This is a genomic window from Nesterenkonia sp. DZ6, assembly GCF_022565835.1.
GTDB lineage: Bacteria > Actinomycetota > Actinomycetes > Actinomycetales > Micrococcaceae > Nesterenkonia.
Map to the genome: position 1 here is coordinate 79066 of NZ_JAJOYW010000003.1, position 13663 is coordinate 92728.

Annotated in this window: 13 protein-coding genes; 9 read left to right on the forward strand and 4 right to left on the reverse strand. The window is 68.4% G+C overall.

Annotated elements, in window-relative coordinates:
* Position 1 precedes the first annotated feature (1 nt).
* Complete coding sequence (locus LTH93_RS08870) at positions 2–1048, forward strand: CorA family divalent cation transporter (RefSeq protein WP_241470740.1); 1047 nt, start codon at positions 2–4, stop codon at positions 1046–1048.
* Here the strand turns inward: LTH93_RS08870 and LTH93_RS08875 are convergent.
* Together LTH93_RS08875 and LTH93_RS08880 are read right to left on the reverse strand one after the other, a co-directional pair.
* On the reverse strand, positions 1026–1535 hold the full coding sequence (locus tag LTH93_RS08875) for a DUF3995 domain-containing protein (RefSeq protein WP_241470741.1): 510 nt from the start codon (positions 1533–1535) through the stop codon (positions 1026–1028). The two genes, LTH93_RS08870 and LTH93_RS08875, sit on opposite strands and share 23 nt — an antisense overlap.
* The gene (locus tag LTH93_RS08880; RefSeq protein WP_241465814.1) at positions 1532–2137 is read right to left on the reverse strand and encodes a TetR/AcrR family transcriptional regulator; all 606 of its coding nucleotides are present in this window, start codon (positions 2135–2137) and stop codon (positions 1532–1534) included. The genes LTH93_RS08875 and LTH93_RS08880 overlap by 4 nt, the downstream gene beginning before the upstream one ends.
* A 215-nt stretch (positions 2138–2352) precedes the next feature.
* Between LTH93_RS08880 and LTH93_RS08885 the strand changes: the two genes are divergently transcribed.
* From LTH93_RS08885 to LTH93_RS08915, 7 genes are all read left to right on the forward strand, one after another.
* Positions 2353–3195, forward strand: coding sequence for an alpha/beta fold hydrolase (locus LTH93_RS08885; protein WP_241470742.1), 843 nt, complete (start codon positions 2353–2355; stop codon positions 3193–3195).
* A gap of 159 nt (positions 3196–3354) precedes the next feature.
* Positions 3355–3795 (forward strand): OsmC family peroxiredoxin, encoded by a 441-nt coding sequence (locus LTH93_RS08890; RefSeq protein ID WP_241465812.1) that lies wholly within the window; start codon positions 3355–3357, stop codon positions 3793–3795.
* Between the two features lie 121 nt (positions 3796–3916).
* Positions 3917–4978, forward strand: coding sequence for an NAD(P)-dependent alcohol dehydrogenase (locus LTH93_RS08895; RefSeq protein ID WP_241465811.1), 1062 nt, complete (start codon positions 3917–3919; stop codon positions 4976–4978).
* Positions 4979–5178: 200 nt separating this feature from the next.
* Complete coding sequence (locus LTH93_RS08900; RefSeq protein ID WP_241470743.1) at positions 5179–7974, forward strand: HAD-IC family P-type ATPase; 2796 nt, start codon at positions 5179–5181, stop codon at positions 7972–7974.
* Between the two features lie 189 nt (positions 7975–8163).
* A complete protein-coding gene (locus LTH93_RS08905) occupies positions 8164–8877 on the forward strand; it encodes a glycosyltransferase (protein ID WP_241470744.1) in 714 nt (237 codons plus the stop codon).
* Positions 8874–9911 carry an acyl-CoA dehydrogenase family protein gene (locus LTH93_RS08910; RefSeq protein ID WP_241470745.1) on the forward strand — a complete coding sequence of 346 codons (1038 nt, stop codon included), beginning with the start codon at positions 8874–8876 and terminating at the stop codon, positions 9909–9911. Before LTH93_RS08905 ends, LTH93_RS08910 begins: the two co-directional genes overlap by 4 nt.
* Positions 9898–11340: a bifunctional PIG-L family deacetylase/class I SAM-dependent methyltransferase gene (locus tag LTH93_RS08915; protein ID WP_241470746.1), complete on the forward strand. Its 1443-nt coding sequence runs from the start codon at positions 9898–9900 to the stop codon at positions 11338–11340. Before LTH93_RS08910 ends, LTH93_RS08915 begins: the two co-directional genes overlap by 14 nt.
* A 2-nt stretch (positions 11341–11342) precedes the next feature.
* Here LTH93_RS08915 and LTH93_RS08920 read toward each other — a convergent pair whose 3' ends face one another.
* Both LTH93_RS08920 and LTH93_RS08925 read right to left on the reverse strand, forming a co-directional pair.
* Positions 11343–11513: a hypothetical protein gene (locus tag LTH93_RS08920; protein WP_241470747.1), complete on the reverse strand. Its 171-nt coding sequence runs from the start codon at positions 11511–11513 to the stop codon at positions 11343–11345.
* Positions 11514–11566: 53 nt separating this feature from the next.
* The gene (locus LTH93_RS08925) at positions 11567–11944 is read right to left on the reverse strand and encodes a hypothetical protein (protein WP_241470748.1); all 378 of its coding nucleotides are present in this window, start codon (positions 11942–11944) and stop codon (positions 11567–11569) included.
* A 237-nt stretch (positions 11945–12181) separates the two neighbouring features.
* Here LTH93_RS08925 and LTH93_RS08930 point away from each other — a divergent pair, with 237 nt between their 5' ends.
* A complete protein-coding gene (locus LTH93_RS08930) occupies positions 12182–13612 on the forward strand; it encodes an aldehyde dehydrogenase family protein (RefSeq protein WP_241465803.1) in 1431 nt (476 codons plus the stop codon).
* Positions 13613–13663 lie beyond the last annotated feature (51 nt).

Consider the following 13663-nt stretch of genomic DNA (forward strand, 5'->3'; position numbering starts at 1 on the left):
AATGGCCATCACCATGCGGCGGTTCACCGCCGACGGGGCGAGCTCCGAGGTGCAGTCCCCGACCGGGGCGCCCGATACCAGCCCTGCGACGGTGCTGCTCTGGGTAGACCTCAGCGGGGAGGACATTCCCGATTTCGAGGACACCGCCGCCGCGCTGGGGCTGCGCGAACCACAGCTCGAGTTCCTCTGCGGGAATCGCAGCCGTCTGCCCATTCCTGCCGCCTCGGCGGAATCAGTGGCCGCCGTGCTGCACCGGGTCTCCACCACCATCGATGAGCCGAACCAGGTCACAAGGTTCCGCTTCTCGGAGCTGCGCGTCCTCGCCGCAGAAGGACTCGTGGTGACAGTCCAGGCCGACGAGCCAGGTCAGGCGCCGCTCGGCATGCAGGCGCTGCGGGAGAGCACCCGCTTGGCCCATCCGAGCGTCTCTGTGACCTCCTCCCATGCCATCGCAGGCCTGATCGGTGCGGTGCTGCGGGAGTACCCGGTGGCGCTGGATGAACTCGAGAATGCCATCGAGGCGATGGAGGGCGTCCTGTTCCAAGAGGCCCGGCTCGATGCGGCGCTCTCGCATCGGATCTATCAGCTGCTGCAGAAGGTGCATCGCTTCGACTGGGCGATGCGGCCGCTGGAATCGGTGGCCACCGAACGCGGCGCAGAGGCCGCCGAGTCCAGTGCGCCCGGGGAGGAGTCCTCTACCTGGACCGATCTGATCATGCGGACCCGGCGGATGCGGGACCGGGTGGAGCTGCTCCGCTCGCATCTGGAGAACGCCGTCGCGCTGCATTCGACGCTGCTGACCATCGAGCAGAACGATGCCACCCGCCGCCTGGCTGACGCCTCCTACGCCCAGGGAGAGCAGAGCAAGAAGATCTCCGGCTGGGCGGCGATCCTGTTCGCGCCGACGCTGATCGCCTCGATCTACGGGATGAACTTCCGGCACATGCCGGAGCTGTCCTGGGCCTGGGGCTACCCCGTGGCGGTGGCGCTGATGGTCGGGCTCAGCCTGACGCTGTGGACGGTCTTCAAGCGGCGACACTGGCTCTGAGCCGACGCAGCCCTGCGGCGAGCACCAGCCCCCAGACCAGCAGCATCGGATACCAGAGCAGGGCCTGACCCAGCCGCGCCGTCGGGTCCTGCAGATCCAGCCCGGGCCATAGCAGCAGTCCGGCATTGATCCCCAGTCCGGCGGCGCCATAGAGGATCAGCCCGGCGCCGATCAGCCGGGAGAGGTTCCACCACAGCGCCGGGCGTGGCCGGCGACTGCGAGAGGTCAGCCGTTGGGACGGCAGCGGGCTGGACGTCAGCAGGCGCGCCGTCACGAGCGGGATCACCACCGCGAGCGTCTTGCCGAGGCCGATCCCGAGCAGCGCGAGGCTGGTCAGCACCGGCATATCGGTCCGCAGGGTGATCAGCCACTGCCCGATGGTCTCCAGCAGCGCGTCACCACCGAAGGCCCAGTAGTAGCTCGGCGCCGCGTTGAGCAGGCCGAGCAGACCTGCGCACCAGATCAGCGCCGTCGGCTTCTTCATCACACCGGCTGGGTCTGGACGGGTTCTTCGACGCTGAGCAGCGCTTCGGCGGCGCGGCGGGCCTTGAGTGCCATCGAGGAGTCTCCGGTGATCGCGGCAGTGGTCTGTGCGCCCTCGGCGAGCAGCATCAGCTGATCTCCGAGCTCCTCGGAGAACCCCGCCTCGACCGCGAGCCGCTCCATATAGCGCCGGAAGTCGCGCTTGTGTTCCGCCGCCTTGGTGGCCACGGCGGGGGATTCTGTGGCCAGCTCGCCGAAGGCGTTGACGAACACGCAGCCGCGGAAGGAGTCTGAGCGGAACCACCCGGCGAGGTAGTCGTAGATCGCCAGCAGCCGGCCGCGCGGCGTGGCCTCCTGCGCCACCGCGGCGGCGATCTCATCGGCCCACATCCGGTGGCGGTAGTCCAGGACTGCGAGCACGATCGACTCCTTGGACGGGAACACCGTGTAGAGGCGCTTCAGCGAGACACCGGCGCGCTGGCTCAGCGCGTCCATGCCCACGGCGCGGAAACCCTGGGCGTAGTAGAGCTCGTCCGCCGCCTCGACGATTCTCCGGCGGAGCGGATCAGCAGACTTCTGCAGGTGTGCGTCCCCCTGACGGGTCATCGCAGCCCTTCCCATAGAGTTTCGGTGACGCAGAGTTCCGTGGTCGCAGCGCTGCGGTTGTCTCAGCGCTGCGGTGTCCCAGCGTTCTGCGCACCCGCACGTTTGCGTGCTCTTCATGGTGCTTTCATCCCAGTGTACTTGCCAGAGAACGGTGGTTCTCCTAGGCTGAGGCGAAGGGAGAACGAACGTTCTCCGAACCTCAAGGAGGAACTGACATGTCACGCGTCACCGTCGGAACCGAGAACAGCACAGACATCTCGCTCTACTACGAGGATCACGGCGCGGGTCAGCCCGTCGTGCTCATCCACGGCTACCCCTTGGACGGCTCCTCATGGGAGAAGCAGACCGCCGCGCTGCTCGACGCCGGCTGCCGCGCCATCACCTATGACCGTCGCGGGTTCGGGAAGTCCTCCCGCCCGACCACCGGACACGACTACACCACCTACGCCGCCGACCTCAACACCCTCATGGAGTCACTGGACCTGCGCGACGCCGTGCTGGTCGGCTTCTCCATGGGCACCGGCGAGGTCGCCCGCTACCTGTCCGACCACGGCTCGGACCGAGTGAGCAAGGCGGTCTTCCTGGGTTCGCTCCAGCCCTTCCTGCTGCAGACCGAGGACAACCCCACCGGCGTGCCGCAGGAGGTCTTCGACGGCCTCCTCGACGCCGTCAGCACCGATCGCTACGCCTTCTTCACAGCGTTCTTCGACGACTTCTTCAACACCAAGGACACCCTCGGCAGCCGACTCAGCGAGGAGGCCCTGGCGGCGCACAAGAACCTCGCCTACGCCGCCTCCCCGCACGCCTCGGTCTGGGCCCAGCCGACCTGGCTCACCGACTTCCGCGAGGACGTCGCCGCCGTCGGCCGCTCCGGCGTCTCCACGTTGATCGTCCACGGCACCGCAGACAACATCCTGCCGATCGACTCCACCGGGCGGGTCTTTCACAAGGCGCTGCCCAGCGCGGAGTATCACGAGATCGACGACGCCCCCCATGCCATGCTCTGGACCCACGCCCAGGAGGTCAACGAGCACCTGCTCACCTTCCTGCGGTCCTGATCACCTCCACCAGAGCAGAACCCCGTCAGTGCCGGCCACGGCTGACATGTCCAGGAACCATCCGGACACAGCCGCGAGACTGACGCTGGACCCATCAGCCCTGCGCAGACCAACTCAGCGGACACGCACCCTGCGCACCCACACTCAAGGAGACTCACTATGCCTACACGCACAGCACGCACCGCCTGGAACGGATCACTCGAAGAGGGCTCCGGCCAGGTCGAGCTCAGCAGCTCCAAGCTCGGCACCTACGACGTGTCCTTCCCCAAGCGCTCGGCCGACGAGGCCAACGGCAGCACCAGCCCGGAGGAGCTCATCGCCGCAGCCCACACCTCCTGCTACGCGATGCAGCTCTCCGCCGTGCTCTCCGGCGCCGGTGGCACCGTGGAGGCCCTCGACGTCCGTGCCGACGTCTCCCTGGGCGCCGATCCTGCGGGCGGCTTCAAGCTGACCGGGATCAAGCTCACCGTCAACGGCGAGGTCAGCGGCATCGACGAGGACACCTTCCTGAAGTCCGCCGAAGAAGCCAAGACCGGCTGCCCGGTCAGCAAGGCGCTCACCGGAGTCGAGATCACCCTGGACGCCACCTTCCAGAGCTGAGCCCGGCAGGACCTCCTGGGGTCCAGCACACTGCTGCAGGGTCGGGGCGCGCATCCATTGCCCGCCGCGGCCCTGCGCCGTGTCCACCTCTCTTTCCACCAGCTTTAAGGAATCACCCTTCATGACCACGACGATCACTGCACTTCAGGCCGACAGCGCCGAGTCCAGCTTCACCACACGCACCCTCGAGCGCCGCAGCCTGGCCGCCGATGACGTTCGGATCGCCATCCGTTACGCCGGAATCTGCCACTCCGACATCCACCAGGTCCGCGACGAATGGGGCGGCACCACCTTCCCGATCACCCCGGGCCACGAGATCGTCGGCGACGTCGTCGAGGTCGGATCGTCGGTCTCGAAGTTCAGCGTCGGCGACACCGTGGGCGTGGGCTGCTTCGTCGACTCCTGCATGGAGTGCGAGGCCTGCAAGGACGGCGAGGAGCAGTTCTGCAGCCAGGGCGTGGTCGGCACCTATAACGGCCAGGACAAGTTCGGTGAGAACACCCACGGCGGCTACAGCCAGCAGATCGTGGTGCGCGACCACTTCGTGCTCACCATCCCCGAAGGCATGGACCCCGCATCCACCACCCCGCTGCTCTGCGCGGGCATCACCACCTACGCACCGCTCAAGCGCTACGGCGCCGGCCCCGGCGTCAACGTGGGCGTCATCGGCATGGGCGGGCTCGGCCACGTGGCAGTGAAGATCGCCGCCGCCATGGGCGCCGAGGTCACCGTGCTCAGCCGCACCGACAGCAAGAAGGAAGACGGCCTGGCCTTCGGCGCCACCGCCTACCGCGCCACCGCAGACGGCTCGGCGTTCAAGGATCTCGCCGGCAGCTTCGACCTGATCATCAACACCGTCGGCGCCTCGGTCAGCCTGGACTCCTTCCTCGGCCTGCTCGGCCGCGGCGGCACCATGGTCAACGTCGGTGCACCGAGCGAGGAGCAGTCCTTCCAGATGTTCTCGCTGCTCGCCATGCGCCGCAACTACGCCGGCTCCATGGTCGGCGGGCTTCCCGAGACCCAGGAGATGCTGGACTTCTGCGCCGAGCACGGCATCACCTCGACGATCGAGCTGATCAGCGCCGACCAGGTCGATGAGTACTACGAGAAGGTCGTCTCCGGTGACGTGCGCTACCGCGCCGTCATCGACATCGCATCACTGGAGCAGGCCGACGCCGCCTGAGCACACTGAACGACCCGGGTGCCACCACAGCCGGGTCACACCGAACGCCCCGCCGCGCAAGGAGCTCACAGAGCGCTCCCTGCGCGGCGGGGCGTTCGTCATGGCGGTGAACGGCTGCCTGGGTGATCGCTCCAAGCAGCTCGCAGGCAGCACCCGTAGGCTGGGGAGCACCCGATGACCCCGGGAACGAAGGAACAGTTGTGAGCTCACCCGCCCAGACCCCGTCCACGCTTGATGCCTCCGCGGACACAGCCCCAGCCCCAACCGCAGCCGCAGCCGCAGCCGCAGAGGATGTCGCCTCGGCCTACGCGCTTGGGCACCAGGACGTGCTGCGCCGTCTGGAGGTCGAGTCCGAACAGGGCCTCAGCGCCGAGGCGGCCGCGGCCAGCCTGGAGAAGCACGGCCCGAACCGGCTCCCGGACCCGGATCAGGACAACGCGTTCATCCGGTTCATCAGGCACTTCCACGACGTGCTGATCTACGTGCTCATCGGCGCCGCCGGACTCACCGCACTGCTTCAGCACTGGGCCGACACCATCGTGATCCTGATGGTCGTCGTGATCAACGCAGTCGTGGGCTTCCTGCAGGAGGGCCGCGCCGAACGCGCCCTGGAGGGCATCCGCAACATGCTCTCACCAAGCGCCGATGTCCGTCGGGAGGGTTCCTGGACCACGGTGGACGCCGAGCTGGTCGTCCCCGGCGACATCGTGCGGCTGCGCACCGGGGACAAGGTCCCCGCCGATGTCCGGCTGATCGACACCGCCGACCTCGCGATCGAGGAATCGGCCCTCACCGGCGAATCCGTCCCGTCCGAGAAGACCACCGAGCCCAGTGAGGAGGGCGCACCGCTGGGGGATCGCACCTCCATGGCGTTCTCCGGCACCCTGCTCACCTCCGGCACCGCGACCGGCGTCGTCGTCGGCACCGGGGAGGACACCGAGATCGGACGCATCAACACGATGATGTCCGAGGTCGAGACCCTTCAGACCCCGCTGACCCGACAGATCGCCCGCTTCGGCAAGGTGCTCTCCCTGGGCGTGCTGGTGCTGACGCTGCTTCTGGTCGGGCTGGGCTGGGGCCTGCACGGCACCCCGATCACCGAGCTGCTCCAGGCCGCCGCCGGATTCGCCGTCGCCGCGATCCCCGAGGGACTCCCGGCGCTGATCACCATCACCCTGGCGCTGGGCGTGCAGACCATGGCCAAGCGCAACGCGATCACCCGCAAGCTCTCCGCGGTGCAGACCTTGGGCAGCGTGACCACCATCTGTTCGGACAAGACCGGCACGCTGACCAAGAACGAGATGACCGCCGAGCGCGTGGTCCTCGCCGATGAGAACCTCGAGATCTCCGGCACCGGTTACGTGCCCGTGGGTGAGGTCACCCGGGACGGCGAACGGATCAGCCTGGACCACCCGGGGCTGCGTCGGTTCGTGGAGATCATGAGCCTGACCAATGACACCGAGCTGATCCGCAACGACGCCGGCGGCTGGGCGATCGCCGGGGAGCCCACCGAGGGCGCACTGAAGTCCCTGGCCGGCAAGCTCGGCTTCGACGACTCCTCCGGCTCACGGCTTGCCACGCTGCCCTTCAGCTCGCAGAACAAGCTCATGGCCACCACCGCACAGCTGAACGAGGACGAGACCCTCGTGCTGATCAAGGGCGCCCCGGACCGGCTGCTGGCCCGCTCCGCCACACAGCTCACCGCGCAGGGCGAGACCGAGGAGCTCGACACGGCCGCGTGGCATGAGCACATCGACGCGCTCTCAGCAGACGGCCTGCGCGTCCTCGCGGCCGCCTACCGTCCCGCTCATGCGCAGGACAGCGAGTCCCTGAGCGTGGAGGACCTCGGCGAGGAGCTGATCTTCGTCGGGGTGGTCGGGATCGTGGATCCTCCGCGGCAGGAGGCGATCGACGCGATCAAGGTCTGTCACGACGCCGGGATCCAGGTCAAGATGATCACCGGTGATCATGCCGGCACCGCCACCGCGATCGCCCGGCAGATGGGGATCGACAATGGTGAGGGGGCCATCTCCGGGACTCAGCTGGAGGCCACCGACGACGAGTCGCTGCGCGAGCTTGCCCAGCGCCATCACGTGTTCGCCCGCACCTCCCCGGAGCACAAGCTGCGCCTGGTCCGCGCCCTGCAGGCCGAGGGCGAGGTGGTGGCGATGACCGGCGACGGCGTCAACGACGCCCCCGCGCTGCGCCGGGCCGACGTCGGCGTCGCCATGGGACTCAAGGGCACCGAGGTCACCAAGGACGCCGCCGAGGTGGTCCTCGCCGATGACAACTTCACCAGCATCGAGACCGCGGTGGAGGAAGGCCGCAGGATCTACGACAACCTGCGCAAGGCGCTGGTCTTTCTGCTGCCCACCAACGGCGCCCAGGCCACAGTCGTGCTCTTCGCCGTGGCCTTCGGCTGGACCCTTCCGCTGACCCCGCTGCAGGTGCTCTGGGTCAACATGGTCACCGGTGTCACGCTGGCCTTCGCGTTCGCCTTCGAGCCCGCCGAGGACGGGATCATGCGGCGCAAGCCGCGGGATCCCAATGCCGGGATCGTGGAGGCCCGCCACGTGGTGCAGATCGCGGTGGTCTCACTGCTGATCGCCGCGGTGACCATCATCGTGTTCCGCTGGCGCATGGACGTCGGTGACGATCTGGAGGTCGCCCGCACCCTGGCCACCACGGTGCTGGTGGTCTGTCAGGTCTTCTACCTCTTCAGCGTGAAATCGCTGGAGAGCTTCAGCCTGCGACCCTCGGTCCTGTTCAAGAACAAGATCGCCTGGTTGATGGTCGCGGTGCTGACCCTGCTGCAGGCCGGGTTCATCTACCTGCCCTGGCTGCACACGATCTTCGACACCGCGGTGTTGGATCCGTTCTACCTGCTGATCACCGTGGGGGCAGGGCTGGTGGTCCTGGTGCTGACCGAGCTGCTGAAGCTGGTGCTCTACGCGGGTCGGCGTGCACCGAGACTTCGCGAAGCGCCCGGCAGCTAGACACGATGCACACCGCCTGGCGTGCGCACCTGCCCTGATCCTCAGGTCGGATCGGCTCATGGGATGAATCTTGGTTCTCGGCGGCACCACCCGGACCCGGAGGATCAGGACCGGCGCCGAGGCAGAGCCAGGACCTAAGCTTCGGATCGCGGTGACACCCGGCCCCGCGGAGAGCCTAGACTCAATCTGGTGACAGCCCACTCCGCTCAGCACCCGCACGTGATCGTCGTGATTCCTGCCCACGATGAGGCTGGAGCCATCGGTGCCGCACTCACCGCGGTCCACGCTTCAGCACATCACGCGGATGTTCAGCTGCGGCTGATCGTCGTCGCCGACGCCTGCACGGACGACACGGCCGCGATCGCCCGCTCTGCTGGCGTCGAGGTGCTCGAGATCGGCGCCAACAACGTCGGCGCTGCCCGGGCGGCCGGATTCGAGCATGCACTGACCGGCCTGGCAGACGTCACTGACACCCCGCTCGGGGCGGAACAGTGGCTGGTCACCACCGACGCCGACAGCCATGTCCCACTGGACTGGTTCGCCAAGCAGGCCGAGCATCGAGACCGCGGCGCCGACGTCGTCGTGGGCACGGTGATGCTGGCCCCCGTACCCGGGGCCGACCCGGTGGGCCTGGCCTGGGCCGCCGAATACGCCGAGAAGATCACGGGGCGCCGACACAGCCACATCCACGGTGCCAATCTGGCGTTCACCGCCCGCGCCTACCGGGCAGTGGCGGGATTCCGAAGCCTCGCCGATGACGAGGATGTGGACCTGGTGGCCCGGCTGCGCCGCAGCGACGCCGTGGTGGTCACCGCCACCGATATGCCGGTGATGACCTCACGGCGCACCACCGGCCGCGCCCCGCGCGGATTCGCACAGACCCTGGGAGCCCTGCACGCATGACCGATCTTCTCCGCGAGGTGCACGCCCACCTCCGCCAGCCCATGCCTCCGCTGCCTGGGCGTGGTGAGACCGCCCGGCGCTGGCGCCGACTCGCAGAGCTCACCGCGCAGAACACGGTGGGGGGCAGGCTCTATGAGGCCCACGCCGATGCTGTGGCGATCAGCACGGACCTGGGCCGGCCAGAGATGGTCTCCGCCGGCGAGCTCTGGGGAGTATGGGCCGCAGAGCCACCGGCCCCGGTGCTCACCGCGACGCGCAGCGGCCAGGGCTGGACGCTGACCGGCACCAAGCCCTGGTGCTCCGGGGCCTCGCTGTGCAGCCATGCACTGGTCACCGCGACTGTCTTCACCGCGGCCGTGGCGTCGGACGCCGCGGGTCCAGTCCAGGATTCAGCCGGCGGCGCTGCGCAGAAGATGCTCTTCGCGGTGGACCTCTCCTCCCCCGGCGTCTCCCCGGTGCCCGACACCTGGCAGGCGGTCGGGATGGCCGCCAGCGACTCGGGCTGGGTGTCTTTCGAGCAGGTGCCCGCAACCGCGCTGGGCACCCATGCCGACTACCTTGACCGTGCCGGCTTCTGGCACGGCGGCATCGGGGTGGCCGCCTGCTGGTACGGCGCCGCCCGCGCCGTCGCCGCCCCGCTGCTCACCCGGGCCACCACGCCCAGCGCCTCACCGATCCTGCGGGCCCACGCCGGGGCTGCAGCCGCCGCACTGACCGCTGGCTGGGCGCTGCTGAGCAGCACCGCCCGCGCCGTGGACGCCGACCCGCACAACCTGCCGCTGGCGAAGGCGCAGGCCTTCGCGGTGCGCACCTACATCGACCGCCTGGCCGCCGAGATCATCGACCGCACCGGCCGCGCTCTGGGACCCGGACCGCTCGCCTCGGATGCGATCCACGCTCAGCGGGTCGCCGATCTCGGCGTCTACATCCGGCAGTCCCACGCGGAGACCGATGAGGCAGCACTCCCCGCGGTCATGGCCGAGGACGGGCTGAGCTGGGACCACCTGATCGGGGACGGTCATGACACCTGGTGAGACCCCGCGGACCTTCCACGGCGCTCAGGCGCCGCACAACACCCGTGCCGCGCTGGTGAACTATGACGCGGACGTGCCGGAATGGGGCATCGGCGAGATCGACGCCGCGGGACGCTGGATCCCCCAAGACCTGCCCGGGCTGCTGGTTGTGGCTCCGCACCCCGATGATGAGGTGCTCGGAGCGGCCGCGCTGATCGCCGCCGGACTGCGCAGCGGCTCACCCGTGCGGGTCCTGGCCGCCACCGACGGCACCGGGTCCCATCCTCCCAGCAGCATTCCCGCAGATCAGCTCGCCGAGATCCGCACCGCCGAATCCGAGGCGGCCTTGGAGGAGCTGCGCGGACTCACCCCGGGCCCGCGCGGTCCAGGCAGTCTGCAGCGCATCCGGCTGCACCTGCCCGACGGCGAGCTCGCCGCCCACCGCGAACCGCTCGCCGAGGCGATCGGCGCCGCCCTGCAGGACATGCCCGGCGGCACCCTCTTAGCGGCTCCGCTCTCTCGGGATGGGCACCCGGACCATGACACCTGCGGCGAGGTGGCTGTTGCCGCCGCGGCGCAGCGCAACGCCGCGCTGGTGCAGTACCCGGTATGGCTGTGGCTGCACAGCACACCTTCGGACTCGACGTCAGAGCCCGGCCGTCCGCCGGAGGTTCCGTGGACCGCGGCGCGCTCCATCCCGATCGACCCCGAGCTTGCGCAGGTCCGGGGCCGCGCGGTCGCCGCCTTCGCCTCTCAGCTGGGGACCGAGCATGGCACGCCGGTGGACCGGAACCCCGGTGAGCCCGTGCTCACCCCGAGCATGCTGGACACTGTGCTGCGGGATCAGCAGATCGTCTTCCCGGGGGCACCGCTGGACTTCGAGGGCCTCCATGCGCGGGGATCGGACCCGTGGGGAGTCACGACCCGCTGGTATGAACAGCGCAAATACGGGCTGACCATGGCCGTGCTCCCCCGGGCTCGCTACAGCCGAGCGTTCGAGCCGGGCTGCTCCATCGGCGGGGTGACCGAGCTGCTGGCGCAGCGATGCGATGAGGTCCTCGCCACCGATATCTCCGGCTCAGCGCTGCACGTGGCGGCGCAGCGGGTCGTGGCCGAGAACGTGACGTTCCGGCACGCCAGCATCGAGGACTGGCCCGCCGGGAGGCTCGATCTGATCATGATCAGCGAGCTGGCCTATTACCTCAGCGACTCCCAGTGGGCTGCGGTCCTGGCACGAGCATCGCAGACCCTGGAGTCCGGCGGCCATCTGGTGTCGGTGCATTGGCGCCACCCCGATGCCCAGGCGTTCCGCTCAGCGCAGCAGATCCGGGCCGACCTGCGGGCGGTGCCCGGCTGGGCCGTCCAAGGCAGCTATGAGGATCTCGACATGCTGATCGACGTGCTCGGCCCGGCGGGCCCGAGCGTGGCCCAGACCGAGTTTCTGCACTGAGGTCAGGGCTGGTGAACGGCTCGGCTCCCGGCCGGAATCTCCACCGTCGCGGGGACCGGACGGCGGAGCTCCACGGTGGCGGTCCAGATCCCCGCGAGGATCAGCACGGGCACGGCGAGCACCACGGCAGCCAGAAAGAATGCATTGAACGTCTGGATCAGCGTGGTGTCCATGGCGGGCTCCTCAAGAAGGTGTGGCGGTGAGTTGTTATGGGAGGTGGCCGCGCTCAGGCGGCGCTGCAGAGGCTTCGATTGAAGTGCAGCCGCCGGGAGGCGAACTCGGTGCCGAGCATCCGCTCGATGTTCGAGATCACGCCTTGGGAGATCGTCTCCATCAGATCGGAGGGATCAGAGTCGGCATTGATGGTGCAGCTGAGCTGGAAGACCAGACCGGCGTCGTCGCCGGAGATCTCCACGATTGCGGACTCCACATGTGGGTGAGCCATGAGGCCGGCGGATGCCGCCTTGGCCATCTGGTCGTAGCGCATGCAGCGAATTCGCTGGGCCGCTTCCTGGGTCACATGGCCGTGCGTCTCCCGCGGGACGGGCTGAGGCGTCGTGTTTCCCGGCGTGATCGTGCTGTTGGGGAATGCTCGTGCGCTCATCTGATTTCTCCGGACCCTTTGGCGGCTGCCCCCCTGTTGCAGTAACGCATCTGCCTCTTCATCAACCTTACTGTTAGAAGGTATAACTATTAACGGATCTAACGCAAAATGAGAGTCAGTGTCATCAGCCTCTGACGAGGTGAGACGGCTGTTTCTCCACCGTCTCCTGATCCAAGGTCGGGGCGGGTTCGTGATCTGTAGGGTGGGGAGGACGCCCTGACCTGAGAGGTTCACTCCATGACGCCATACACCCCCGCCGAGGTGCGCAGCACTCCCGCGAAGCAGATCTCCACCCCCCTTGCCGGCGTGGACGCCTGCGTCTCTGGGACCCGGGCCGCTTTCAACAGCGGCCGCACCCGGTCGATGGACTGGCGCCGGGACCAGCTCAGGGGCATCCTGCGACTGCTCGAGGAGCGGGCACCGGAGATCCATGCGGCGATGGCCGCGGATCTGGGGAAGAACGACGTCGACGCTCATCTCACCGAGGTCCTCTCGGTGAAGTCCGAGGTCAAGCACGCGGTGAAGAACCTTGAGCGCTGGACCCGGGATCGGAGCACCTCGGTCCCGTTCATCGTGGGCAGCGCTCGCGCACATGTGCAGCGCCAGCCGCTGGGCACGGTGCTGATCATCGGCCCCTGGAACTACCCGTTCCACCTGTTGCTGATGCCGCTGATCGGCGCGCTGGCGGCCGGAAACTCGGTGGTGCTCAAACCGAGCGAGCTGGCTCCTGCGGTCTCGGCGACCGTGGCGGAGCTGATCCCGGAGTACCTCGACGCCGAGGCCGTGCAGGTGGTCGAGGGCGGAGTCGAAGAGACCACCCGACTGCTGGAGCACCCCTTCGATCACATCTTCTACACCGGCAACGGCACGGTGGCCTCGATCGTGATGGCCGCCGCGGCGAAGCACCTGACCCCGGTGACGCTGGAGCTCGGCGGCAAGTCCCCGGTCTGGATCGACTCCTCGGCTGATCTCACCGCCACGGCTGAGGCGCTGGTGTGGGGCAAGTTCAGCAACTGCGGCCAGACCTGCGTCGCGCCGGACTACCTGCTGACCACTCCCGAGCTCGCCGAGCCGCTGGCCCTTCAGATCGCACGGGTCACGCGCCGCGCCTTCGGCTCCGATCCCGCACGCGCGGAGAACTACGGGCGGATCATCAATGAGCGTCACGCCGAGCGCCTCGCCGGGCTGCTGGGCTCCGGCCGCGCGGTCATCGGCGGTTCGGCGGAGGTCTCTGCCCGGTACATCGCACCCACGGTGCTGCTGGATGTGGAGCCTGACTCGGCGGTCATGCAGGACGAGATCTTTGGTCCGATCCTGCCGATCCTCACGGTGGCGGACCACCACGAGGCCATCGAGTTCATCAACGCGCGGCCGAAGCCGCTGGCGCTCTACGCCTTCACCGAGCACCCTATGGTGCGCGAGGACTTCCTCGAGCGGACTTCATCCGGTGGCATCACCTTCAACACCGTGATGACGCAGCTGGCGGTGTCCACCCTGCCTTTCGGTGGGGTCGGCGCCAGCGGCATGGGCCGCTATCACGGCGAGTACAGCGTGGCGACCTTCAGCCATGAGCGCGGCGTGCTGCGCAAGCTTCCCGGCTTCGATCCGACCCGGCTCGCGAAGGCACCGATCTCCTGGGGCATGCGCCGGATCCTGCTCAAGGGTTGACGCCGGGCTCGCGCTGCCCGCCCTCGGCCCGCCTTCTGCCCGACTCGGAGG